Origin of the sequence: Phormidium sp. CCY1219 (genome assembly GCF_035615515.1) — a bacterium.
Taxonomy (GTDB): domain Bacteria; phylum Cyanobacteriota; class Cyanobacteriia; order Cyanobacteriales; family Laspinemataceae; genus CCY1219.
In genome coordinates this window covers 1-26360 of record NZ_JAJENT010000531.1, presented here as the reverse complement: position 1 = coordinate 26360, position 26360 = coordinate 1, and the positions used below count along the sequence as shown (strand labels likewise).

The following is a 26360-nucleotide window of genomic DNA, read 5'->3' as shown; positions in this document are numbered from 1 at the left end:
GTGAAAGTATCCGCCACGGATCGAGAACCACACCCAAGGATATCCCCACCGAGATAAAGCTTAACGCCAAAAGAGAAATTTAACAAAAATTAATAAGAGGGCACAAGGACCCTTTGCATCGAGCGATCGCCTCAGCCATTAATCCAAAACGAGTTTTAATTTTGTGTAATTTGCTGCTGAATTAAAACCCAATTCTGTAATACCGTATTAAGGATCGGTTAAGAGTAGATTTTAATTGGATCGATCCTCGATGTTCCAGATGTCGGACCGCAAAGCGAAGCAGGAGGTGGGTCAACCCAGGTATGGCCGAACCACGCAGCACGACAGCCGCCGAGAGTCTGCCGGCAGGTTTAGAGCGCTCATTAGACCGCCTGGAAAGGGAAAATCGGCCTTAACCCATCACCGGGGGTAGAGAGGTCGCGACCCCCGACGGGGGGAATTTCGGGAGGTTGCTATTTCAACCGCCAGCCGCCAAATGGGTGCAGTCAGAAATAGGTGTATCGGGGGGAAGAGTGGGGAAGCGCCGAAAGCCGTGCTGCACCCCCGAGAACCCGTCCTCCCTCACCGCAACATCGGTCAATCCAGGGCGCGGTTTTCCAGCAGTTCCACCCGGGGGTGCATCGAGAAAGGGAAAACGGCAGATTATCCAAAGGAAATGGAGCGATCGCGTCCTCGACAAACAGCCAATCCCAAACCGTCAGAGTCAAACGAATACCCGTGGAACACCAAAACAAAAGCATTACCGCCATTATGAGCCTGTGCCAATCCATCCACCAAACCCAATCTCTGGAAGTGGTGCGCCAGCCGAATCGAGCGTCTTTATTGCAATTGCAAACCATCGGCTTAAAACTCGCACAAGCCGACGATTTTCACAGCGCCTTAAACTTAGCCGTGCAACAAGTGTGCCAAAGTAGCGGGTGGGATTATGGAGAAGCGTGGGAATTCAACCCGCAAACCGGCTATCTGCAATGCAGGCGAACTGACTACGGGCCTCAGGCACACCGAGACCCCCAGGCATTTCCCGGATTAGAACACTTCAGACAGCACAGGGAAACCCTTAGCTTTCTCCCCGGGATGGGACTTCCCGGACGGGTGTGGGTGCAAAAACAACCAGAATGGGTGCCGGATATTTCCCAACTCTCGCCATCTGTGTTTCCCCAGGTTCGCCTAGGGCGCAAAATCGGCCTCAAAGCCACCTTTGCGGTGCCGATTGTGGCGGAGAATCGGGCGATCGCCGTGCTGCAATTCTTCACGTTCAAATCGCGCCCGGAAGATCGCCGCATGGTGGAACTCATCTGCGAGATTTCCACCCATCTCGGTGCGGTGATTCAACACAAACAATCCGAAGAAGCCTTGCGTCAAGCGGAAGAAAAATATCGCCGCCTGTTCGAACACTCCATCGAAGGCATCTTTCAAAGCACCCCCGAGGGGCATTACCTGCTGGTCAATCCCACCTTAGCTCAGATTTACGGCTACGACTCTCCCGCTGAATTAATCCGGGAAATCTCCGACATCGAGCATCAACTGTATGTGGATCCCAATCGTCGCGCCCAATTCAAGCGCCTGCTGGAAGAAAACGATGCCTTGTGGAACTTTGAGTCGCAGTGCTATCGCAAAGATGGCAGCATTATTTGGATCGCCGAAAACGCCCGGGCGATCCGGGATGCCAACGGCGTGCTTCTCGGTTACGAAGGCACGGCGATCGATATCACCCAACGCAAACAAGCTGAAGCTCGCTTCGCCGCATTAGTGGAAAATTCCTCAGATATTATCGCGATTCTCGCCGCTGACGGCACCATTGAGTATGGTTCTTCTTCCCTCGATCGCCTCTTGGGATACAACCCAGAAACCCTCGTGGGGCAAAATTGGTTAGAGTACGTCCACCCAGAAGACCGATCGGCGGTTGCCGATGTGCTGTTGACGCCCCCCGCCTCACCCCCGGACGATCGCCCCGCACAGACGGATTGTGCTATCCCCCCTGCCCCTTCCCCTTCGGCAACTGCTGCGATCGAGTATCGCTTTCGTCATGCCGATGGCAGTTGGATCGATATCGAATCGGTGAGCAATCGCCGACTCGACGACCCCACGATCCAAGGCATCGTGGTGAATTCGCGCAGCATCGCACAACGCAAGCAAGCCGAGTCACAACTGCACCACCGACTGCTGATCGAAGCCGCTTTATCTAAAATTTCCCGCTTGTTTGTCTCCTCCCGGGAACCGGATTTCGGCAAAATTCTGGCACTGCTGGGCATTGCGGCTCGGGTGAATCGGGCGTATATCTTTTCCCTGGACGAGCATGGCAGAAGTATGAGCCAGATTTATCAGTGGTGCGACAGAGACCAGGAGGCAGAAAGCGAGGCCAATGTTTATCTGGACCCGCGCCAGTTTCCCTGGTTAATGCAGCAGCTCTTCACGGGGGAAATTTGCCCGATTGAGGAGGTGGACGAACTCCCACCGACAGCTCGTGCGGAAAAAGCACTGTTGCGGCGGCTTCATGCTCGCGCTGTGCTGCTGGTGCCGATTTATTCCCCCTCCGACACTCTGTGGGGATTTATCGGATTGGACGCGAGGGAACAACGTCGATGGTCTCCGGGGGATGTGCATTTGTTGCGCGTTATCGGTCAAATGATGTCGAGTTACTATCAGCGCAAGCAGGCGGAATCGGCTTTGCGACAGGCGGAGCGCAAATATCGCAGCATTTTTGAAAATGCGGTGGAAGGGATTTTTCAAACCACGCCGGCGGGCCGTTACTTGACGGCGAATCCGATGTTAGCCCGGATTTATGGCTATGATTCGCCAGCACAGTTAATGGCACAATTGACGGATATCGAGCATCAGCTCTACGTGGATCCGCAACGCCGACAGGAGTTTCGCCGATTGTTACAAGCACGGGAAGCAGTGTGGGGGTTCGAGTCTCGGGTTTATCGCCGCGATGGCAGCACGATTTGGATTTCGGAAAGTGCCCGCACAATTCGGGATGCGAATGGCCGATTGCTGGGGTATGAAGGAACGGTGGTGGATATTACCCAGCGCAAGCAAGCGGAAGCGGAACTGCACCAGCGCGATAGTTTGCTGTTGGGCGTGGCGGAGGCAATGAATCATTTGCTCACGGAACTGAGTATGCCCGAGGCGGTGATGAAGGCATTGGCGACTCTGGGCACGGCGGCGGGGGTGGAACGAGTGTATATCTGCGAGGCGATCGCTCGCCGAAGCAATCCAAACCATCACTCTATTTCTCACGAATTGGGTAACATTTGCCATCCCGACAGTCGGGAGTTGGCAGCTAATTGTGCTAATTTTGAGGGAGTTCGGGCTTGCGAGTTTATCGTGCGGTTCCAGTGGCGCTGCAACGATCGCGTATCGGCCAAACGGGAGGGAAGTTATACAATTGGCGAAAATTCTAGCGCGTTGGAGGCGTTGTGCCTGGGGAACCCCCGCGCCATTTTCGCACAATCAGCGCCGGAGGGAGAACGCGCGAGCTTGCAGGCAGAGGGCACTCAGTCGATGCTGATGGTGCCGATTTTGGTGGAACGGGAATTTTGGGGGTATATTGGATTTGATGCTACGCGATCGCCCCGCAGTTGGTCGAAAAGCGAAGAATCGATTTTAATCGCGATCGCCGCTAGTATCGGCGGTGCCCTACAGCGCCATTACCAAGAAGAAATCATTCGTCATCAAGCCTATCACGATCGCCTCACTGGGTTGCCTAACCGTCAGGTCCTCGACGAACGCTTGCCCCTGGCGTTGGAAACCGCTCGCATTTGCGGGCACCAAGTGGCAGTGATGTTCCTCGACTTGGATCGGTTTAAAATTATCAACGACACCCTCGGTCACGCGATCGGGGACGAATTGCTCGAACGCGCTTCGGTCCGCCTGCGAAACTGCCTGCGGGAAGAGGATATTATCGTCCGCTGGGGCGGGGATGAATTTATTCTCCTGCTCGATCGCCTCAGTACCCCTGAAGATGCCGCACAAATCGCCGAACGCCTCCTGGAATGTCTCCGCCCCGCTTTTTATATCGAGGGCAATCAACTCTATATTACCGGCAGTATCGGCATTGCTCTCTATCCCAGCGACGCCCACGATGCGGAAACCTTGATTAAAAATGCCGATATAGCATTATACCGCGTCAAGGAACAAGGGCGCAATGACTATCAGTTATATGCACCGGGAATGAATTCTCAGGCTTCGGAGTTGTGGGTGCTTGATAATTACCTGCATACCGCTTTCTCCACTCAGGAATTTCTGATTTACTATCAGCCCCAGGTGAATCTTCACACCGGGAAAATTACCGCAATGGAAGCCTTACTGCGCTGGCAACATCCCACGTTGGGCGTGATTCCACCGGATAAATTTATGCCCTTGGCAGAAGAAAATGGCTTGATTTTACCCTTGGGTCTTTGGGTATTGGAAACCGCTTGCGCTCAACATCAAAAATGGCGGGAATCCGGTTTGCCACCAGTGCGAATGGTGGTCAATCTTTCGGCGCGACAGTTTCAACAACCGAATTTGGTGGAGGCGATCGCTCAAGTTTTACGCACCACCGCCTTGGATTCCCAATGGTTGGGATTGGATATTACCGAAACTACCGCTATGCAAGATGCTAACTTAACCGTGGAGGTTTTGACTCAGTTGCAGCAAATGGGCGTCTCTACCGCGATCGATGATTTTGGCATCGGTTATGCTTCTTTAAATTACTTGAAAAAATTCTCGTTCCGAATGATTAAAATTCATCAATCATTTGTGGGAGATTTGGCCAAGCAATCTAAAGATTATGCTATCGTTTCCGCCATTATCACTCTGGCAGAACAATTACACATGAAGGTGGTAGCAGAAGGGGTGGAAACAGAAGCGCAACGGGATTGTTTGCTACAGTTAAACTGTCACGATATGCAGGGCTATCTGTTCAGTCGTCCCCTGGATGCTGAAGGCGCAACCCAATTGCTTCGGGATGGACTTTGGGGGCAAAATAACTGACAATCTTCATCCCTGTTGGGGCGGATGACCACAGGATTTCCAGGAGGAATCTTGCCGATTCACTCGCCCCGATCGCCCGCCCAAAGGTGGGACAATTATCTCAGATTAATCCCCTCCCCTCTGCGATGCCTTTTCCCGGTTTAGGGGAATTTCGATGGTAAATTTCGCGCCTTGTCCGGGGGTGGAAGAACAGGTTAACTCGCCGTGATGTTTTTGCACGACTATCTGATAGCTAATCGATAATCCCAAACCAGTACCCGACCCCACCGGTTTGGTGGTAAAAAATGGATCGAATAACCGCGATCGCCTCGATTCGGGTATCCCCGGCCCATTATCCGCGATCGCGATTTGCACGGCGTTGTTATCTGGGGTGACTTCGGTGCAAATGTGAATGGTCATTTGGGGTTGGTCATTGGTCATTTGTCCTTTGTCATTTGAAGCTGTTACCGATGACGAATGACCAGTGACTGATGACTCTAGAGCATCGATCGCATTATTGAGTAAGTGCATAAACACTTGATTGAGCTGACTGGGATAACAAGTCACTTTAGGCAAATGGCCATAGTCTTTTTTGACGTGAATAGCGCAGTGGTTGTGGGATTGTCCGAGGCGATGTTGTAACAGGGTTAAGGCATTTTCAATTCCGTCGTGGATATCCACGGATTTCATTTCAGATTCATCGAGGCGGACGAAATTTTTCAGAGACAGGACGATTTTCTGGATGCGCTCGGAGCCAGATTTCATCGAGTTTAGCAGATTTTTAATATCGCTGGTGATGAACTCTAAATCGATGTGTTGGATGGAGTCTTCTACGGTAGAAGTAAGGGGGCATTCTTGCTGAAATAGTTCGATGAGTTCGAGTAAGTCTTGAAAATAAGCAGAAACATGGGTAATATTGCCGTAGATAAAGCTAACGGGATTGTTGATTTCGTGGGCAATACCGGAAGCGAGTTGGCCTAATCCGACCATTTTTTCATTTTGGACCAGTTGAGTTTGAGCTTGTTTGAGTTGGGTTAAGGCTTGTTCGAGTTCTTGTTTTTGGGTTTGAATTAAGGCTTGGGCCTGGAGTCGTGCGGCTTCAGCTTGCTTGCGATCGGAGATATCCCGGGCGATCGCGAGCACTTCATGCGGACCGCTTGTGACAAACCTCACCTCATAGGCGTGCCATTTGCCATTTACTTGTTGCATGTATTCGCCAATTTGGACTCGAGAGGCGCGCAGAGTTTGCTCGACGTAGTATAACACCCAGATTGCGAGGTCGCTGGGTAAGGTATCGGAGACATATTTGCCGATCGCGCTGTCTTTGGAGAGGGGATCGGCGATCGGGAAAATCACCGCATTGTGCATCGGGGTGTCTGCATGTTTCTCCTCGGGGGAAATATCCCTGGCGATCGGCTGATTTTTGGCAAGGCGATAATCCAATAAAGTTCCCTCGGCGCTAATGCGAAGCATCAAATCGGGAATCGCTCTCAAAAGGCTTTGATTTTTGGCTTCGCTTAACTCTAATTCGGATTGAATTTTTTCTCGCTCTTGGATTTCCCGTTGGAGGGAATTATTTTTCTCTTCCAGGCTGCTTTGCAGTCGGCGCAAATGCAGGTGGGTTTCCACCCGCGATAAAACTTCTTTGTCTTGGAAGGGTTTAGTGATATAATCCACTCCGCCCACTTCAAAGGCTTTTACTTTATCCAAAACGTCATTGAGCGCACTGATAAAAATCACCGGAATTTGTTCCGTTTTCGGGTTATTTTTTAAGTGCTGACAAGTCTCGTACCCATCCATCTCTGGCATCATCACGTCGAGGAGAATCAAATCTACGGGGACAGTTTCACAGGCGGTGAGGGCCATTTTCCCGGTTACGGCTTTATGGACTTTGTAGCCTTCTGGGGTCAAAATGCCCGCCAAAACCCGCACGTTATCGGGGCGATCGTCTACGACAAGAATATGTCCGGCATTGGCTAAATTTTTTTCTAAGTTCATGGTAAAGTTGAAATAATAATTGGATTGACGAAAATGCAAATTACCACCCGTGGATCGGATAAGAGGGAGAGCGGTCAACTTTGAGCTGCCGATTTGTTGAGGTAGCCCGGTGGGGATATTTTAACAACTGAAGGAAAAAGAAGTCAATTAGGTTTGGGGTAGGGTAAAATAGAATTGAGTGCCGCATCCGAGCTGGGAATCGACCCAAATTTTCCCGCCGTGACGTTCGACAATTTTTTTACAAATTGTCAAACCGATGCCGGTTCCGGGATATTCCCCGGTAGAATGCAGGCGTTGAAACACTTCAAAAATGCGATCGCATTGTTGGCTTTCGATTCCGATGCCATTATCTTTAACTTGCAACAGCCATTCACTTTTATGATGGGGCGTTGCGGAAATTTCGATGGTGGGGATAACATCGCGACGGCGAAACTTAATTGCATTGCCGATTAAGTTTTGAAAAAGCTGCATGAGTTGGGTGCGATCGCCGAGGATTGTGGGCAGTTCAGAATGAGTAATTCGCGCGTCACTCTGGGCAATTTCTGCACTCAAATTCGACAAAGCGGCGGCTAACACTTCCTGACAATCAATGGTACTCCAACGCCGCGAAGCGGTACCGATGCGGGAATAGTCGAGCAAGTCTTCGATGAGCTGCTTCATGCGAAATGCGGACTGGATAATTTGCTCCACATAGCGATCGCCATCCGCCCCCAATCGATCCTCATATTTCCAACTCAACAAATCCGCATTCCCTACAATTGCCTGCAAGGGGGATTGCAAGTCATGGGAGGCAATATAGGCGAATTGTTCCAAATCCGCATTCGATCGCTGTAACTCTTCAGTTAACTGGCGAATTCTGAGCTGATGGGCGATGCGAATCAATACTTCCTCCACCTGAAACGGTTTAGAAATGTAATCCACCCCGCCCACATCAAACGCTTTTACCTTGTCAATCGCCTCATTGAGCGCACTAATAAAAATTACCGGAACATTCGCCATGTTGGGCAATGCTTTTAATTGCTGACAAACGGCATACCCATCCATTTCCGGCATCATAATATCCAGTAAAATCAAATCCGGCGAGACAGTTTCGCAAATTTTTAGTGCCATTTGCCCGGATAAAGCTTTGCGGACTTTGCACCCCCAAGCGAGCAGAATCGAGGACAAAATCCGCAGGTTATCCGGGTTATCGTCTACAATCAAAATATCTTTATTTGACAGATCCACACCGTTCATCATTATGAGTCCCTTATTCATTGTCCTGGGTCAATGCCATCACGGTTTCAAACTGGAAATTATAAGCTAAATCTCTGAGTGCATTGCTCAAAGGAGCCAGTTCTGCCGGAATTTCCGCCAGTAACTCCAAAATCTCATCATCGGTGCCTTGAGACGCCGCGATATGAACCCTTGTCCGCCAATCGGCTGGCATTTGAGCGCAAAGGGGAGTCAGATCTGCGGGATCGAGAAGGGTTTCGCACTCTGGAGATTCGCTTTTTTCCGCCTGGTTTTCGGCTTCATAAAGATATTTTACGCCCAAATGTTTGGTGAGGGATTCGAGGAGGATTTCTTGTCGCACCGGCTTGCGAATGAAGTCGTCGCATCCGGCGGCTAAAATCTGCTGCCGATCGCTGTCAAAGGCGCTAGCGGTGAGAGCGATGGTGATGGTGACTTGTCCGCGATCGCTGCGTTTAATGCGGCGGGTGGCTTCATACCCATCCATCACCGGCATTCGCATATCCATGAAAATCAGATGCGGTTCCCAGGTTTCCCACACCTCCAAAGCTTCTCGTCCGTTTTCGGCTTCGCGCACTGGAAAGCCAATCGATGTGAGCAGGGCCACTAAAAACTGGCGACTGTCTCTGACGTCATCCACCACTAAGAGGCGATAGGGGGGTTGGTTGGGGGCTAAACCGATAATTTGACGGTGGGATTGCGGAGCTTTCATTTGACTCGGATCCGGCGGGGCGATCGCAATCCGAAAGCCAAACACACTCCCTTGACCCACAACGCTCTTGACCGAAATCTCGCCGCCCATCATTTCTATGAATTTTTGCGAGATGGGCAATCCCAAGCCGGTTCCGGAGTGGGTTTGGCGACCAGTTTGGGTTTGCCCGAATGGTTCGAATAGCCGAGGCATCTCTGCTGGGGCAATTCCCGGACCGGTGTCTTCGATTTCAAAATCTAGGTGAGATTCGGGGGATGAAACCGTGGGTTTTGACTGGCTGGCGCGGGATGAGTCTGCTAAGCGAACCCGCACGGTAATCTCTCCTGTTTGGGTAAATTTTATCCCATTTCCGATCAAATTAATTAACACTTGCCGCAATTTTCCTTCATCGGTTTTCACCCATTGGGGAATGTCTGGCGCGAGGTCAAAATTGAGCTGCAAGCCTTTAGAAACCGCTTTTAAGCGCAGCATTTCTTCCAGGGTATGGAGGGTAGAGTGCAGGTCGAAGGTGGATTCATTGAAGACAATTTTTCCCGCTTCGATTTTTGACATTTCCAGGATGTCGTTGATTAATTCGAGCAGGTGTTCGCCGGCGCGATTGATAATCTGCAAGTATTCCTGGTGTTCGCCGCTCAAGGTGCGATCGCGATTCATCAGTTGGGTAAAGCCGAGAATGGCATTCAGGGGGGTTCGCAATTCGTGGCTCATATTGGCGAGGAATTCGCTTTTGGCTTGGTTGGCAGTATCGGCGGCGATCGCGGCTTCCTGCAGCGCCTGGGATTGCTCTTTCGTTTGTTGCAGCAATTGCGCTTGCTGCAATGCGACGCCCAACTGCGCCCCAATTTGAAGGACAATATTACTATCGCTGGTTTTCCACTGGCGCGCCCCGGAATTTTGATAGGCGGCGAGCAATCCCCAGAGTCGATCGCCGCAAAAAATGGGCACGATAATATAGGCTCTGACTTGAAGTTGTTCTAACCGTTCGATGTAACACTCACTAAATCCGCGATCGTAAATGCTTTCTACCACTAACGCTTCCTGATGGGTGGCTAATTTATCCACCGCCCTTTCGCTGAGATAACTATCCTCCCAAACCTGGGGAAAGCCAATCAAACTTTTCACCTGGCAATTGTCGTTTTCCACAAATTGTGGCGGAACGGAAGTCGAACCATTTTGCTGCATTTCTAGCACGGAAACCCAGCCCGGTGCGGTTGATTCGGCGACAAATTCCCCGCTCCAGTTGGGATTAAACTGATAAATGGCCACCCGATCGCAGTTTAGCACTCGGCGCAATTGAAAGGTCGTCTCGTTAAAAATGACCTCGATATCCAGCGATCGCCGCATGCGTTCTATGGCGACTGATATGGCTTTTTCCCGATCTGCCGCTTCGCGCAAAACCGCTTCGGCGTGCTTGCGCTGTGTGATATCCGTTGCGGTTCCGAGCAACTGTTTCGCCGTGCCATCGGGATTGCGGGTAAATAGGGTTTCTCGGCTCAAAAGATAGCGCCATTTTCCTCGGGCATCTCTCACCCGATATTCTAACTCAAAAATCTCCCCGTCTTCCGCCCGATCGAATTGTTGAAAATGGGCGGGAAGCTTCTGTAAATCCTCCGGGTGAATAATCTGAGGCAGAATATCCGTGCCCATGTCTTGAATTTCTTGCGGCTTATATCCGAGCATTTCGGAAATTTCCCGATTGGCATACACATTGCGCTCTGCTTTTATGTCGTAAATATAGAGCAGATTCGGAGAAGATAACGCCACTTTTTCGATAAAATCCTGGCTATCTCGCATGGCTTTTTCTGCTTCTTTTCTCTCGCTGATATCTCGGACAATACAAATCTTCTCGTCCGTTTCCAGCCGGGTTACGGAGACTTCTTGGGGGAAACAGGTGCCATCGCGGCGCAGTCCCATCGCTTCGGTGCGACAATACTCTTGTTCTAATAACAGGGAAACCATTTCATCAGTTAACCGTTGGCCTTCGGCTGCGTCGTAAAGTTCGAGCCAGCTTTTTCCTAACAGTTCTTCGGCGCTGTTGTAGCCAAATATTTGAGCGTGAGCGTCGTTTAAGTAAGCGTATTTGTCGTTCCTATCTAAAATGGCAATGCCATCGTTTGCTTTGGCAATGGCAACGGTTTGTTTCTGTAATTTTTGCTCGAATATTTTTCGATCGCTGATGTCGCGTCCTTCGGGAACGATCAGGATGACATTCCCGCTATCGTCGAGGACGGGTTTAATGGAAAAGTCAATGGTAATGGTGCAATCTCGCGCGCCCATCACTTCTACTTCATACCGCAAGCATTCTCCCTGGGCCGCCCGGGCGATCGCCGCTTGTAACTGTCGTTGTATCTCCCGAGACTTCCGCCACCAAGGGGTTTCCCAAAATGGCAGTCCGAGGATATCTTCTAAGGCGACACCGACAAATTCCAGGGCGGTTTTATTGGCGTCGATTAAGGTACCATCGGGTTCCAAAACGCCCATAAATTGGAAACTACAATTAAAAATCCCCCGCAACCGTTGCTCGTTTTTTTGCAGGGCGGCTTCCACTTGTTTGCGCGCGCCAATCTCCCGGGCGATCGCTAACACCGATGTTATCTCACCTTCTTCGGTCAATTCCGGTACCACGCGACAGGAGTAGTATTCCGTTGTTTGCCCATTTGCTCTTTCCAGTTCCAGTGTTTTTTCTTGCCCCGTCTCGAATACCTGGCGCACGGTTTCCTCCCACCGCAGGGCGATTTCGGGGGTTTCCACTTCGCCAACCGGGCGATGGATAATCTCGCCACTGGGTCGATCGAGCGCGCGGGCAAAACTGGGGTTTGCGTATAAAACCCGACAGTGGCGATCGAATCGCACGATGAGATCCGGCGCATTTTCTACCAATGCCCGAAATTCCCGTTCTCGCTTCTCCAGGGCTTTTTGGGCTTGGATGCCCTCTTCGATTCCCCGTTGCAAGCGCTGGTTTGCCTCTCGCAATTGTGCGGTACACCGGTCTAATTCTTGTCGCACAATGTCGAGGCTGGCATACAGTTCTACCGGATCCAGGGCTTCTAAAAGACTGCTTTGAGTGAGAATCCCGGCGAGGGTGCCTTCCTCGTTCATCACCACCAACCGTCGGATGAAATGGGATTCCATCAATTTATGCGCCTCCCACAAGGAATCGCTGGTTTGAATGGGCAATAAGGGGGCGCTCATCACCGCCTGGGCCTCGGTGGCGGTTAAATTCAGCCCCAATGCGCGAAACTGCACGATGTCGCGTTCGGTCAAGATACCCACCGGCACCATTGCGGAGTCGGGATCCCCGGGGGTAATCGGTTGGGCGATCGCCACGCAACTCACCCGGCGATCGGCCATTGTCTGGATAATTTCTAACAGCGACGCCGTGGGGGGCGCGTGAATCACCCGCTGACTCATCACTTCCTCCACTCGTCTGAGCTTGAGCAAATCCCTAGGATGCAGCAATTGGCGAATACTGCGCGGCCTAATCACCCCGATCGCCCGACCCTCGTCATCGATCGCCGGTAAATGACGAATTTTGTGCTGGCGCATCAGGGATAAAATGGCAAAAATATCCCGGGGTTGGGACAGACAAATCGCCAGCGGATCCCGGGTCATCACCGCCTCGACTTCCACATTTTCTAACTCCATCCCTGCAGCGGTCATTCTGACAATATCTCGTTCGGTCAAAATCCCCACTAAGCGAAGGTTTTCTTCTACCACTAAACCACAACTGGTTCGCTTCTGACTCATGCGCGTCACCGCTTCCGTGAGTGGCGTATTTGGCAACAGCAACAGGGGGTCTCTGTCGATAGCGGGAGAATTGTGTACTAAGGGGTTTAAAATAGAACTTTTCGTTAACATCGGGTTATTTTGTACTTGCAATACATATTTTATAGTCAGAGAAAAATTGCTCTCTCTATCGCACAGGCAGCCAAGCTTTTTTCCCTGTTCTCTGGCGGATAATTTAGGAGAAATTGGCTTAGATTTCGTAATTTCACTGATTGAAAAATAATTTTGGTTTTGAGGGGTTGGTTTAAGTAATCATAGCATATTATGGCAATCGAGAGCGATGGTTTCCGGTTTTCTGGGAGAATGTGGCCATCTCCCCGATGGGCTTGAGGTTTGAGTTGCTGCATAAAACCAAAGGGTGGCGCTTCAGCTAGAAAACAGGGAACAGTTAGAGCGGTTTTGAGGAACCTAAACGGCGAGGGATTCGTCTCAGATTCGTTTTTTCTTTTAAGGGGGTAGCAAGGCTCGACCAAATTGCAGGGCGGGCTTGATTAACCCAGGCTTGATTTAATACACTGCCGGATAGGCGATCGCGCCACTCCCGCACCGATTTCGGTAATTTCCGATTAAAAAACTGGAATTGAACGGCAGGATGAAGCTATTTTTACCCCACCCTGCCCGCTAGATTCCGCACCGATTTTCGGCAAGAATTACGGTGCTATTTTCTTCGTTTGCCCGCGCTTACAACTGTTGCAAAAAGCGCAAGTCGCTGCTATAAACCCGACGGATATCGTCGATTTCATAAAGCACCATTGCCAAGCGTTCCACACCGAACCCTGCTGCCAATCCGGTGTAAACTTCGGGGTCGTAACCCACGGCTTTCAGCACGTTCGGATCTACGCTACCACACCCGAGCACTTCCAACCATTTCCCTTGCCACTGCACGTCTACTTCTGCAGAAGGTTCGGTGAAGGGGAAATAACTGGGACGAAAGCGCAAGGGCAAATCCACCCCGAACATTTGGCGGACAAATTCTTTCAGGGTGCCTTTGAGATCGCAGAAGGTAATGCCTTTGTCCACGGCTAAAATTTCCACTTGATGGAATACGGCGGCGTGGGTGGCATCTACGGTGTCGCGTCGGTACACCCGCCCGGGGGCCACAATTCGCAAGGGAGGTTCGTGCTTCTCCATGTAGCGAATCTGCACCGGGGAGGTATGGGTGCGAAGCAGATTGCCATCGGGGAGGTAAAAGGTGTCCTGCATGTCCCGCGCCGGATGGTCTGCCGGTGTATTCAGTGCCTCGAAGTTATAATAGTCGCTTTCCAGTTCCGGTCCGCTGGCGACAGTGTAGCCCAACCCGACGAAAATATCGATCGCGCGATCGATGACTTCGTTGAGGGGGTGAACTCTTCCTTGAGGACGATACACCCCGGGCATGGTCACATCCAGGGTTTCCGCTTTCAGTTGCGCTTCGATTTGCGCGCTGAGCAAGGCGTTGTGGCGCTGCTCTAGCTCGCTTTGCAGGGCTTCTTTTACTTCGTTGGCGAGGGCACCAATGCGCGGTCTGTCCCCGGGGTCGAGTTTGCCCATCCCTCTTAAAATTTGGGAGAGCTGCCCTTTTTTACCCAGGTAGTTGACCCGCAGTTGTTCGAGTTGCTCTAGGTTTTCCCGAGAGGCGATCGCTCCGATGGCTTCAGTGCGGAGCGTTTGGAGTTGCGTCTCCAAATCGGTGAGCTGAGTAGTCATGCAAAATTATCAATCCAATTGTCCCGCTTTGTTGAGTTTAGCGTGATTTTAATCCGCGATCGCTTTTTCCTTTTTTCCCATGCCGGGAAAAATTCCTTCCTTGACTGAAATTGCCTTTTTTGTCTTAAACTAGAAATAGAATTGGCCAAACTATGTCTTATCGGGAGACTTTCCCATTTATGGGGGTGGTGCGTGACTCCCCCATTTCAGTGGGCGATTTTCCCCCAGGTGGGGGAGGGGGAGTCACGCAGCCTACCGCTACTTCACCACTCGGATTGGCTTTTGCTTTTTCTTGGATGATACAGGGCGTAACTTGCGACGGCGGGCAAACTCGCCGGTAAACAAGCCCACCACCCCGCGCCAGAATCCATCTACATAAGTAAACAGTACCGGCACGACCACTAAGGTCAACATGGTAGAAGTGGAGAAGCCGCCGATTACCGCGATCGCCATTGGAGAGCGCACCTCACCCCCCGCACCAATTTCCAGGGCGATCGGCATCATGCCCGCAATGGTAGAAAGTGCCGTCATAAAAATCGGACGCAAGCGAGACACCCCCGCCTGCACCACCGCCTTAAACTGCTTCATCCCTTGCTGCTGATTCGCTAAGGTACAATCCACCAGCAAAATCGCATTTTTCGTCACCAACCCCATCAGCATGACAATCCCGATCAGGGCAAACAATCCCAACTCTTTTTGTGCCACCATCAGGCCCAGCAGCGCGCCGCCAATCGACAGGGGTAACGCCACCATAATCGTCAGGGGATACAAAAAGTTATTGTACAGCAGCACCAAAATTGCATAAATCGATAGCACCGCCAATCCCAGCGCCCCGAGAAAGCGACCGAAAATATCCTGCATAATTTTCGCATCCCCGGAGGATTGCTGTTCCACACCGGCAGGTAAATCCATCGCGGGTAGAGCTTGTACCTTTTCCAGGGCATCTCCGAGAGAAATGCCTTGCAAGTTGGCTTCCATTACCACTTGACGAGCGCGATCGTAGCGTTCCACCTGGGCCGGACCGCTGCCGATCGTAATGCTCGCCACTGCTGAAAGCGGCACTAACTGCCCGGTTTGACTGGGAATCTGGATATTTCGCAACGTATCGAGATTTTGCCGATACTTTTGCGCCAACTGCACCCGAATCGGAATTTGCCGATCGCTCAAATCGAACTTCGCGAGATTTGCCTCATTATCGCCGATCGTCGCCAGAGAGGCAGTACGCGCGATCGCCTGCACCGATACCCCCAAATCCGCCGCCCGTTGCGGATTCGGCACAATCAATATCTCCGGTTTCACCAACGACGCACTGGAAGACACCTCCACCAACCCGGGAATCTCGCGCATTTGCCGTTCCAACGCATCCGCCGCTTCCTTCAGCGCCTGCGGATTTTCACTTTTTAGCACAATCGATAAATCCTTACTGCTGCCCCCAGCCCCGGAAGACTGAAAGCTCACTCTCGCCCCGGGAATCGCGCCAAACTGGCTCCGCATTTCCTGCTCGAACTCCTGCTGAGACAACTCCCGTTCCGACTCCGGCAGCAAATTTACATACAACGTGGCCTTATTTACCTCGCGACTCGCGCCGCCGGTACCCGCCGTCGCCAGCACGCTTTCCACCCCGGGATTGTCCTGCAACAGCCCCATCGTCCGTTGCGCCACGCGATCGGTTTCCTCCAGGGTAGACCCGGGAGGCAACTCGATATTGACCACACTCAGTCCCGTATCCCCACTACTAAACAGTCCCTTGGGGATATAGGGCACCAACTGCAAACTGCCGATAAACAACGCTACCGCAATCAGCAAGGTGGTAATCCGATGCTTCAGCGCCCAAGTGAGAGCGCTCCGATAGGGATGAAAGCCCCCGTTTCGCACTTTAGGCCGCGACGTGCCATTGCCATTCTGCCCGTTAGCCGAGTCTTGTATATTGGCCACAGTCCTCGGCTTCTCTTTTAGCAAATAGGCGCTCAGCATCGGCGTCATCGTCGTTGCCACCAAGGTCGAGAACATGGTAGACACCGAAACCGTCACCCCAAACGGTTGGAAAAACTGACCCGGCACGCCGCCCATAAACGCCACCGGCAAAAACACCGCCACAATCGTGGCCGTGGTTGCCAGTACCGCTAACCCGATTTCCCGGGCGGCATCCATTGCGGCATTAAACGGCTTTTTCCCCATCCGCAAGTGCTGGTCGATATTTTCGATCATGCAAATCGCATCATCCACTAAATTTCCCACCGCTAACGACAGCGCCAGCAGGGTCATCCCGTTCAGGGTATAATCCAGAGTTCGCATCACCAAAAAGGTGGGAATAATCGATAATGGCAGGGCCACCGCCGTAATCAAGGTGGCCCGCCAATCGCGCAAGAAAATCCCCACCACCACCACGGTGAGCAAACAGCCCATCACCAGGGCATCGATGGAGGCTTGATAGGATTCCCGAATCGAGTCGGCGTTGGTGACGATCAGTTCAAACTCGATATCCTCCGCTAGGGTTTTTTCCAGTTCGCTCACCGCCTCGCGCACCCCTTCTTCCACTGTGACCAGGGTACTGCCGGTACTCCGCAATACGGAAAAGGTGACCACGGGAGAACCGATTTCGGGCGATCGCGCCACGGACTTTTTTCTCTCACTTGCTATATTTTCCGCCCAAAACCTCGCACTTTGCCTCGCTTCGGCAAACCCATCGCGCACCTGCGCCAAACTTTGTAAGGACACCGCTTCCCCAGAAGGCAAGACAATCCGATACTGTCGCAAGGTCTCTACCGTGGGCGCAGATCCCAGGGTGCGTATCGTTTGTTCGCTCCCGCCAACTTCCGAACGTCCCCCCGGCAGGTTAATATTAAAGGCGCGGATTTGGTCGTTGACTTCCGTCGCCGTAATCCCGAGGGCTTCCAGGCGCGTGGGGTCGAGATCCACCCGGATTTCCCGGTCTACACCGCCCACCCGGTTCACTTGCGCTACCCCGGGGACGCTGAGAATCCGCCTCGCGATCGTCCGATCCACTAAATCGCTTAATTCTTCTACCGTGCGGCGATCGGAACTGACCACATATGTCATAATCGGTCCGCCAGCAAATTCTAGCCGCTGCACAACCGGGTCGTTGATATCTCGGGGTAAATTTTGCCGAATTTGTGCGACCGCATTGCGAACGTCATTGGTGGCGCGATCGCTATCAGTGCCCAAAATAAAACTAATCGTCGTTGTCGATACCCCATCGGTTACGCTGGAGGTCAGTTCGTCGATATTCCCCAACCCCGCTACCGCATCTTCGATTTTCTTCGTCACCTGAGTTTCTAACTCGCTCGGACCGGCCCCCGGTTGGGTAACGGTGACGCTCACCGCCGGAATATCGATGTTTGGCGTTTCATCAATCCCCAGTTGCCCGAATGACATAAATCCCACTATCGTCAAGATGAGAAACATCACTAACGTGGGAACGGGGTTTTTAATAGACCAAGTGGAAACGTGGAAAGACATATTAATTAGGAAATAAAGGGGTTTGTCTTTTGTGGTTTGTCATTTGTGGTTTGTCATTTGTCATTTGTCCTTTGTCCTTTGTCCTTTGTCCTTTGAAGGAGTACCAATGACTATTAACCAATGACCAATGACCAATGACCAATGACCAATGACCAATGACAATTGACCAATGACCAATGACAATTGACCAATGACCAATGACCAATGACCAATGACCAATGACAATTGACCAATGACCGCTGTTTATAGTTCTACGTTTGGGGGGACGGGATTTTCCTGTTCGATCGCGATGCGATCGCCGTCTTTGAGATAGGCGGCCCCTTCCACCACCAGGCGATCGCCGGGAGCCAAACCGCTTTTAATTTCCACCTGAGCCGTACTCAGGTCCGTACCTTCGGCGGCGGTAATTTCTCCCACTTCTACCGATTGTGCTTGGACCGTGCGGTTATCCAGAACCCGATAGACCATGCCACTCCCATCCGGTTGGGGTAACACTGCTTTTGCCGGCACGGTGAGGGCTTCTTGCTGGCTGGTGGTGATGGCGGCACGCAAAAACATCCCTGGTTTGAGCAATTCATTATTCGGGAGGCGCACTTTCACCGTAGCTTGGCGGCTTTCTTCGTCAACCAGGGGGGCGATATCGCGCACCGTACCGCGCACCTGGATGCGACTATCCGCATCGGAGGTAATGGTTGCCGGTGCGCCGATTTTGACTTGAGGCAATTGGGTTTCCGGGACTTTCACATGCACTTCGAGTTCGTTATTGGCGACGATAGAAAAGAGTTTTTTCGAGTTACTGGTGATATCCCCGACGCGAGCGATGCGTTCGGCGACGATGCCCGGTGCGGGGGCGCGCACGGTGGTGCGAGCTTGTTGGGTTTGCACTTGTTGGACGCGCGCTTGGCTGCTGCGGATATTGGCTTCGGCGCTGCTGACGTTGGCGCGGGCGCTTTCCACTTGGGCTTCGGCGCTGCTGACATTGGCGGAGGAGCGTTGAAGACGCGATCGCGCACTTTTGACATTGGCGATCGCGCTTTCGAGGCGGGCTTCGGCGCTGCGGATATTGGACTCGGCGCTGCTGACTCTTGCCTGCATACTGCTGATATTGGCGATCGCGCTTTGAATGCGCGCGTCGGCACTTTTAATATTGGCTTCGGCGACGCGCACCGCTTCTTTTGCATTTTCGGCGGTAGTGCGTCGGGTATCCAGTTCTTGTTGAGAAATGGCACCGGCGGCGGCTAAGGTTTGGTAGCGCTCCAGTTCCCGTTCGGCTTGCGCCAGTTCTGCTTTGGCTTTGGCGAGATTCGCCACCGCTTGTTCGCGCCCGGCTCGAGCTTCCACTTTTGCCGCTTCGGCTTGGGAAACAGCGGCTTGCGCTTCGGATTTAGCGGCGAGGGCTTGTTGGCGTCCCGCTTCGGCTTCCGATTGGGCCGCTAGGGCTTGAGACAGGGCGGCTTCGGCTTCGGATTGGGAGGCGAGGGCTTGAGAGAGGGCGGCTTCGGCGGCGGAAACGGCGGCTTGGCGTTCGAGTTTGCCCGATTCGGCGGAATCGAGTTGGGCGATCGCTTCGCCAATTTGCGATCGCTGTAGGGCATCATCTAAAATCGCCATCGGTTGACCGGCTTTGACGAAATCCCCCTCGTCTACCAAGACTTGTTGAATTTGCAATCCCGGTTGTTGGGGCAACACGGGAAGCAGGTCATAGGCTTGTACGGTGCCCCTAGCGTCGAGAGTTCGCCCCACCGTCGCTCGCGCCACTGTGGCGACGGTAACGGTTTGACTGGGGGCAGATTCGGCGGTTAATTGGGCTTGCGCCGGGGGTGGGTCTTGCGCGGTTTCGGCGGCGGGTTTGTCCAGGAAGCGCATTCCCCCCACCGCCAGGACAATGCCAATTCCCATGCCCGCCATTAGCCCTTTCCAGCCCCGGTTGGATTTGGGGGGGGTGGCGAATTCGTCGATGTCGTCGGAGTCGAGTTCTTCCTCGGAGGGGATGGAGGCGGTGGGTGAATCCTCCTCCGGGGGGGTCTCGGTGTCGGGATCGAGGTTGTCTGGTGTGGGTGTCACGGCGTGGATTTCTTGCGACTCAATGGGTTTTACTTCTGAGAAAGCGCGATCGGGCATGAGTGGTTCTCCCCCAGTCTTTGCGTGATAGTTTACGGAGTGCTAAGAAATATTGCAAATTGTTTCTTTTCTTAATTCTACTGGGAGGAGCCGAAACTTCCCGAGTGAATTTGCTTAGTCCCCTGCATCTGCCCTTGAGGCGCTACCCCCCCCGGATGGCGCTTGCAAATTACCAATTTGTGAATAATGAATCACAAATCCACAATTTTTGGGGACAGCGGGGTGACGGCTTTGGGAGTCCCTCCCTCCCGGTCTTAATTTTACAATTTACTTGCATGCAATTGAATTCAAAAAGCCATAAGTAATTAGGCTAAATCCCTATTGCATTATTGCATCAAAAAAAATAATGGGGCGAATAGAAGGGTCGGGGAAGGGAATCGAGGCCCTCGTCTGTAGGGAATTCCGGATATTTGCACCCGTAGCGATCGACAATCCGGATTGAACTCTACAATAAACTAAGAAACCGATTGAATTATTCTTGATGTTCCGGAAACGGGTGTTTTGGCGAATAGGGAGGGTGCAAATGGAATGAAGCTGTAGGTCTAATTGCGGCGATCGGGCAGAGGGGAGCCACCGAGCCTACCATGACAAGACCGGGTCAGATGCATTATATAGAAGTATGAACCATTTGCAACCCCTGGACAATCGGGAAAATTGTACTGGAACACGAGCGAGTACCCAATATGTTTAATGCCACTGAAATATTAATTGACACCTTCGTGCAAAAGCTGCGATCGGGCTATCGACGCACCTATGGGGGGTACAAACCCGACTACGAGGATATCATTGCCTGGGCGGGAAGCATGGCGCTGGAAAATATTGCCAACAGCGACGCCCTTTACCACAATGTGGAACACACGATTCTCGTCACCTTGGTGGGACAGGAGATTATGCGAGGCAAACACATCCGCGAGGGTGGGGTCTCCTGTGAAGATTGGCTGCATTTTATCATTTCCCTGGTCTGTCACGATATTGGCTATGTGAAGGGAGTGTGCCGCCAAGATCGAGGTGGATGGTATGCCACGGGGCAAAATGGGGAGATGATCCGCCTACCACCCGGAGCGAGCGATGCGGGGTTGACCCCCTATCATGTGGACCGCGCCAAACTATTTATCGACGAACGATTTGGGGGTCACAAGCTGATCGATGCCGAGGCAATCAAGCGCAATATCGAATTGACTCGTTTCCCGGTCCCGAAAGCAGAGGACCATCAAGATACGGTGGATTTTCCGGGGATGGTTCGGGCGGCGGACCTGATCGGGCAACTGAGCGATCCGCGCTACCTGAAGAAAATCGGCGCGCTGTTCTATGAATTTGAAGAAACCGGGACGAATAAGGCCCTGGGCTATCGACATCCGGGGGATTTACGCAAGAACTATCCCAAATTTTATTGGTATGGGGTTTATCCCTATGTCAAAAATGCCCTGGCATATTTGATGCTCACTCAGCAGGGCAAACAGGTGGTGGCAAACCTGTACTCGAATGTGTTCGTTGTCGAGCATGAAACCTTAGTGGAAGACGAGGACAAACAGGAGGCAGAGCAAAAAGAAGAGGTGAAACAAGGATAAGGATTTCGGGGCTTATGCTTAACTGGGGCTTCCCGCCGAGAAGCTAAAATACCGCCCACATCCCCCTCAAACCCGGTAAAAAGCCCCGTACCCTGACAAGCAAGCGGATACGAGTTAAACTTTTGCACGAGAAAGGTTAACCGAGCGACTGGGGAGGTTGGCGGAACTTCTCCACCTTTCCCGGGCGTTCCGTAGAAATGAGATCAAGGCAATAATGACTCAAATTTTTTCGCCCTTGCAAAAGTTTTTACTCACCTGGTTGCTGATTTTGATCGCGGGATGGGCTACCCTGAATGCCCTGAGTTATGTGGGCGAACTGATTAGCATTTTAGTGACCGCCGGGTTAATTGCGTTTTTGCTCAACTATGCTGTGGCGAGACTGCAACGGTTGGTGCCCCGCCCGATAGCGGCGATCGCCGTATATCTGGCAGCCGGTTTGCTGGTGTTGGCGATCGCCCTGACGGTGGTTCCTTCGGTGTTCAATCAAGGGCGGCAATTGTTGAACAATTTTCCGTCATTGTTACAATCGGCACAGCAACAATTGGCCGAGTTTCAAGCGTGGAGCTCTTCTCATAATTTGCCCTTTGACGTGCAAATTGTAGAACAGCAAATTGTGGAACGCTTCCAAGCTCAAGCCCAGGCGATCGCTGCTAAAGGGTTCGGGTTAGTCGTGGGCACTTTTAATTGGTTCTTGGATTTCATCTTGATTCTGGTGATTTCCTTTTACATGCTCTTGGATGGCGATCGCTTATGGCACCATCTGACCCGCATTTTCGCCCCCCATATCCGCACCCAACTCACCAACTCCTTGCAGCGCAATCTGCAAAAGTTCGTCACCGGCCAACTCCTTCTGGGTCTGTTTATGACCCTCACCCTCACCCCGTCGTTTTGGATTCTAAAAGTCCCCTTTTTCCTGTTATTTGCCGTGTTTATCGGCGCTTTGGAAATTATTCCTTTTGTGGGAGCTACCCTGGGCATCGGCACGGTTTGCATTATCGTGGCGTTTATTGACTGGTGGCTCGCCCTGCAAGTGCTGGCGGTGGCGATCGCCTTTCAGCAAATTAAAGATAATCTAGTCGCCCCGCGCATTATGGGCAACCTCACCGGTCTCTCGCCAGTGATTATTTTTGCCTCCTTGCTCCTCGGGGCGCGCGTCGGCGGCTTTTTGGGCGTCATCCTCGCTATCCCCCTCACCGGTGTGGTGAAAAGCATTGTGGAAATCGTCCTCGACCCCACCCTCCCTCCGCAAACTGGCAGTTTCTTCAATAACCCCCTGGTGAAAAAATTGCCCCCAGAAGAATTGCCAATTGACAATTGATAATTTATCCCGTTCCCAGCATTGCTGGGAACGAGGAAGGGTGGGAAAATAAAGCGATCGAACATCCCTACCGCTGCACGCTGCGCGGATCCAAGGCATCGCGCAACCCATCCCCAAGCAGGTTAAACGCCAACACGGTTAAAATAATCAACAGGGCCGGGGGCCACACCAACCAAGGTTGCAGCAGCAATACCGACGCATTCGTAGACAGAGACAGCATATTTCCCCAGGAGGGATCCGGTTGCTGGATGCCCAACCCAATCAAACTCAACACCGATTCCGCCACGATAAACCCAGGCACGGATAAGGTTGCGGCAATAATAATATAGGTGGCGGTTTGGGGCAAAACGTGACGGACGATGATATAAAATGGATTGGCTCCCATCGATCGCGCCGCTTGTACGAATTCGCGCTGTTTGATGGAAAGCACCTGTCCGCGAATCACCCGCGCCAATCCGGACCAACTCACAAATGAAGTAATCACCACAATTAACAAAAATCGCTGGGCGCTGGTAATTCCTGCTGGCAAAATTAACGTCAGAGTAACGAGCAAATAAATGCTCGGAATGGTCATCAACACTTCCACTAAGCGCATCAAAATACTATCGACAACGCCGCCAAAATACCCAGAAATTCCGCCGACAATGGTGCCGAGGGGAAAGGAAATGGTAATCCCCACTAACCCAATAAATAAACTAATCCGCGCTCCATGTACCAGACGGCTAAATTGATCCCGGGCCTGATCGTCGGTGCCAATTAAGTTAAATTTGGCAGGCCCGAGGGTGCCAAACAGGTGGACATCTCCGGGAATTAAACCCCACAGTTTATACTCGTCCCCTCTGACAAACAATGTCAACGGAGAGGGTTCTTGGTAGTTAACTTTCAGCAAGCGATCGCCGGTTTCTAGATCCACTGCACCCTGAGTGGTGGGATAAACGTGGGGACCGATAAATTCCCCGGTTTCTTGGTTGCGCCAGTAAATCTGTGTCGGCGGTAGCAAGGATCCGTCGGGTTGGGACACATAGGGGTCATATGGCGCGACAAATTCTGCGGCGATCGCGGTTAAATAAAAAATTAATAACAACACCGCCCCAATCTGAGCCAAGGGGTTTTTTTTCAGTTTTTTCCACCAGTTCATTTTTCACCTCTGTGACGAACAGATATTCCGATACAGTTATTGGTCATTGGTCATTGTTTATTGGTCATTGGTCATTGTTTATTGAGGAACAATCGGCTTGATTTTTCATCTCCAAAGGTAGAGGATAGCGCAATTGAATTCCGGTGGGATTCATTCATCTATTCCCCACAAAATTACGGCGACAATTACGGCTATGCCAAACCAGTTGGGGATTTGCCCGATAAAATGGATAAAGGCGATCGGTAGACTGACCAACCCGGTGGTAAGCAGCCACCCGGCAATAGTTAAAACCAGCATTACTAATACACCACTCATAATTTAATTGCCCAAAAATCAGAACAGTTAGCGGAGTTGAAAGGGACAGTAATCCAAAGTGTCACTCAGAATTTTAACAGAGACCAAACGCTGTTTATGAATGAAATAAGAGTGAAATTCGGAGTCAGTGCGAGACCGAGATTGATTAAAAATTTAGGAGGATAATCGAAAATGGGATTACATGGAATCGGAAAATTGAGAGGCGGGAGTTTATTGGGTTGGGCGATCGCGTTCAGCGCCTTGCCGGTGTTGGCACAAACAGCCAATTATGAAGGATTGACCCTTTCGCCGGGATTTTCACCGCAATCAGCGGAGGTGACGGGGTACACCGGGGGGTCTACCTCCTTGCCGGCGGTGGTGTCAGCGCGCGATCGCAATAATCAACCTTGCCTCGGGTTTGGAGACCCTACTCCGGATCATATTATGGAATTAACATCGGATTTCGATCGCTTAACCGTCTCGGTGGACAGCGGAGAGGATACGACTTTAGCGATCCTTGGACCGAATCGGGGCATGGTGCGCTGTGGGGACGATACCAGTAGCGGGCGAGATGCGAGCATCTCGGACCGCAACTGGGAAGCAGGTACCTACCGGATTTGGGTGGGGTCTCTGGAAGCGGGAGAGCGTTACAAATACACCCTGATGGTCAGCGAGTAGGGATGGGTTGAGCGTCAAATGATGCCCGCCACCCATCGGTTAAATCGACCCGCTCTTCCAAAATAGGGGGGCGGGTTGATTTGCGCGACTCTCTCGACAGGGGTAGAGGGAAAAACCCGCTTAACGATAAGATAGAAAGTGGTTAATTTGCCGAGAGTGGTAACGAAGCGTGCTCAATACCCTGATAGCTGACTTCCGAATTATCTTCGAGCGTGACCCCGCCGCTCGCAACTGGGTAGAAGTTTTATTCTGCTACCCCGGTTTGCAAGCACTACTGTTTCACCGGGTTGCCCATTGGTTGTATCGGATCGGCATTCCCGTAATTCCGCGCCTGATGTCCCATATCGCTCGCTTTTTCACCGGGATTGAAATTCACCCCGGGGCGGCGATCGGTCAGGGGGTGTTTATCGACCACGGAATGGGAGTGGTGATTGGCGAAACGGCCATTGTGGGGGATTATAGCCTGATTTACCAAGGCGTAACCCTCGGCGGCACCGGCAAGGAAACGGGCAAACGTCACCCCACCCTAGGAGAATATGTGGTGGTGGGTGCCGGTGCTAAAGTCCTGGGGAATATCCAAATTGGCAATAATGTCCGGATCGGTGCGGGTTCGGTGGTGCTGCGCGATGTCCCTTCTGATTGTACTGTAGTGGGGGTTCCGGGTCGGATCGTCTATCGCTCTGGCGTGCGGGTCAATCCCCTGGAACACGGACAACTGCCTGACTCGGAGGCGGCGGTGATTCGTACCTTGGTCGATCGCATTGAAACCCTCGAACAGCAAATGCAAAACTTGCAAACCGAGCAACCGACTTTGGTGCTGACGGGGGTTCACTCCCATGAGTTAGATTCCAATGAGATCGCCCCGAATTGTCGCCTCAAAGATAAGCAAATCCAGCAGTTTCTCGATGGTGCCGGGATTTGACCGGATAAGCGATCGCGCGGCAGAGTCGTCTCTGTCGCTACATTACCCAATCAGCCCGCTTCGGCGGGCTAAATTTTTGGCCGTGCAGTTTCCCCGCCCTTTCTCGATGTCGGCTGGAAACCCCCGGATGAGTTACCCGCCTCGGCGTTTATCGGCGGAATTGAGCAGGGTGGAAGAGGCGGGTTGCAGGAAACAAGCACTGACGAAGGCAAAGGTGCCGCCAATCAAGCCGATCGCTAACCACCATTTAAAATTGAATCCTTTGCGTTTGGCGAGAAATGCGGCGAGTGTGCCGATAATGCAGTGCAGTACCATCATCGCCCAGAAAAGGGGTAGGTTTTGTTGAATTGCGGATATTATCACGGCGATCGCTCTTTAGGCTGTTAATGACTCAAGCCTGATTTACTGGAAAATTCTAGATTATTCCGGAAATACCTCACGGCGTGTGGTAGAGTATTGAGTAGTGCAAA

At 52.0% G+C, this 26360-nt stretch carries 14 protein-coding genes; 5 read left to right on the top strand and 9 right to left on the bottom strand.

All coding sequences use genetic code 11. The features are described 5' to 3' along the window. Positions 1–495: 495 nt before the first annotated feature. Positions 496–4977, top strand: coding sequence for an EAL domain-containing protein (locus LKK83_RS14465; protein WP_324631894.1), 4482 nt, complete (start codon positions 496–498; stop codon positions 4975–4977). Between the two features lie 105 nt (positions 4978–5082). Here LKK83_RS14465 and LKK83_RS14460 read toward each other — a convergent pair whose 3' ends face one another. From LKK83_RS14460 to LKK83_RS14435, 6 genes are all read right to left on the bottom strand, one after another. Continuing rightward, positions 5083–6954 carry a response regulator gene (locus LKK83_RS14460; protein WP_324631893.1) on the bottom strand — a complete coding sequence of 624 codons (1872 nt, stop codon included), beginning with the start codon at positions 6952–6954 and terminating at the stop codon, positions 5083–5085. Between the two features lie 147 nt (positions 6955–7101). Beyond that, positions 7102–8193 carry an ATP-binding protein gene (locus tag LKK83_RS14455; RefSeq protein ID WP_324631891.1) on the bottom strand — a complete coding sequence of 364 codons (1092 nt, stop codon included), beginning with the start codon at positions 8191–8193 and terminating at the stop codon, positions 7102–7104. Between the two features lie 10 nt (positions 8194–8203). Then, entirely contained in the window at positions 8204–12757 is a 4554-nt protein-coding gene (locus LKK83_RS14450; protein ID WP_324631890.1) for a PAS domain S-box protein, read from the bottom strand. Positions 12758–13366: 609 nt separating this feature from the next. Further along, a complete protein-coding gene (gene pheS / locus LKK83_RS14445) occupies positions 13367–14371 on the bottom strand; it encodes a phenylalanine--tRNA ligase subunit alpha (RefSeq protein WP_324631889.1) in 1005 nt (334 codons plus the stop codon). Positions 14372–14629: 258 nt separating this feature from the next. Then, positions 14630–17851, bottom strand: coding sequence for an efflux RND transporter permease subunit (locus tag LKK83_RS14440; RefSeq protein WP_324631888.1), 3222 nt, complete (start codon positions 17849–17851; stop codon positions 14630–14632). A gap of 243 nt (positions 17852–18094) precedes the next feature. After that, on the bottom strand, positions 18095–19972 hold the full coding sequence (locus tag LKK83_RS14435) for an efflux RND transporter periplasmic adaptor subunit (protein WP_324631886.1): 1878 nt from the start codon (positions 19970–19972) through the stop codon (positions 18095–18097). Between the two features lie 683 nt (positions 19973–20655). Here LKK83_RS14435 and LKK83_RS14430 point away from each other — a divergent pair. Together LKK83_RS14430 and LKK83_RS14425 are read left to right on the top strand one after the other, a co-directional pair. Then, the gene (locus LKK83_RS14430) at positions 20656–21540 is read left to right on the top strand and encodes an Npun_R2479 family HD domain-containing metalloprotein (protein WP_324631885.1); all 885 of its coding nucleotides are present in this window, start codon (positions 20656–20658) and stop codon (positions 21538–21540) included. A 214-nt stretch (positions 21541–21754) separates the two neighbouring features. After that, complete coding sequence (locus LKK83_RS14425; RefSeq protein WP_324631884.1) at positions 21755–22858, top strand: AI-2E family transporter; 1104 nt, start codon at positions 21755–21757, stop codon at positions 22856–22858. Positions 22859–22925: 67 nt separating this feature from the next. Here the strand turns inward: LKK83_RS14425 and LKK83_RS14420 are convergent, their stop codons facing one another. Both LKK83_RS14420 and LKK83_RS14415 read right to left on the bottom strand, forming a co-directional pair. Next, positions 22926–23996 (bottom strand): ABC transporter permease, encoded by a 1071-nt coding sequence (locus tag LKK83_RS14420; protein ID WP_324631883.1) that lies wholly within the window; start codon positions 23994–23996, stop codon positions 22926–22928. A gap of 150 nt (positions 23997–24146) precedes the next feature. After that, positions 24147–24311, bottom strand: a complete 165-nt coding sequence (locus LKK83_RS14415) for a hypothetical protein (protein WP_324631882.1) — start codon at positions 24309–24311, stop codon at positions 24147–24149. Between the two features lie 171 nt (positions 24312–24482). Between LKK83_RS14415 and LKK83_RS14410 the strand changes: the two genes are divergently transcribed. Beyond that, positions 24483–24968 (top strand): hypothetical protein, encoded by a 486-nt coding sequence (locus tag LKK83_RS14410; RefSeq protein ID WP_324631881.1) that lies wholly within the window; start codon positions 24483–24485, stop codon positions 24966–24968. A 169-nt stretch (positions 24969–25137) separates the two neighbouring features. Then, positions 25138–25890 (top strand): serine O-acetyltransferase, encoded by a 753-nt coding sequence (gene cysE / locus LKK83_RS14405; RefSeq protein WP_324631880.1) that lies wholly within the window; start codon positions 25138–25140, stop codon positions 25888–25890. Between the two features lie 132 nt (positions 25891–26022). Here cysE and LKK83_RS14400 read toward each other — a convergent pair whose 3' ends face one another. Then, positions 26023–26253, bottom strand: a complete 231-nt coding sequence (locus LKK83_RS14400; RefSeq protein WP_324631879.1) for a hypothetical protein — start codon at positions 26251–26253, stop codon at positions 26023–26025. Positions 26254–26360 lie beyond the last annotated feature (107 nt).

Excerpts from the sequence above, each read along its gene's own strand:
- LKK83_RS14420 (WP_324631883.1), bottom strand. The coding sequence starts at position 23,996 with ATGAACTGGTGGAAAAAACTGAAAAAAAACCCCTTGGCTCAGATTGGG.
- LKK83_RS14455 (WP_324631891.1), bottom strand. The coding sequence starts at position 8,193 with ATGATGAACGGTGTGGATCTGTCAAATAAAGATATTTTGATTGTAGAC.
- LKK83_RS14435 (WP_324631886.1), bottom strand. The coding sequence starts at position 19,972 with ATGCCCGATCGCGCTTTCTCAGAAGTAAAACCCATTGAGTCGCAAGAA.
- LKK83_RS14410 (WP_324631881.1), top strand. The coding sequence starts at position 24,483 with ATGGGATTACATGGAATCGGAAAATTGAGAGGCGGGAGTTTATTGGGT.
- LKK83_RS14460 (WP_324631893.1), bottom strand. The coding sequence starts at position 6,954 with ATGAACTTAGAAAAAAATTTAGCCAATGCCGGACATATTCTTGTCGTA.
- LKK83_RS14415 (WP_324631882.1), bottom strand. The coding sequence starts at position 24,311 with ATGAGTGGTGTATTAGTAATGCTGGTTTTAACTATTGCCGGGTGGCTG.
- LKK83_RS14450 (WP_324631890.1), bottom strand. The coding sequence starts at position 12,757 with ATGTTAACGAAAAGTTCTATTTTAAACCCCTTAGTACACAATTCTCCC.
- pheS (WP_324631889.1), bottom strand. The coding sequence starts at position 14,371 with ATGACTACTCAGCTCACCGATTTGGAGACGCAACTCCAAACGCTCCGC.
- LKK83_RS14430 (WP_324631885.1), top strand. The coding sequence starts at position 20,656 with ATGTTTAATGCCACTGAAATATTAATTGACACCTTCGTGCAAAAGCTG.
- LKK83_RS14425 (WP_324631884.1), top strand. The coding sequence starts at position 21,755 with ATGACTCAAATTTTTTCGCCCTTGCAAAAGTTTTTACTCACCTGGTTG.
- LKK83_RS14440 (WP_324631888.1), bottom strand. The coding sequence starts at position 17,851 with ATGTCTTTCCACGTTTCCACTTGGTCTATTAAAAACCCCGTTCCCACG.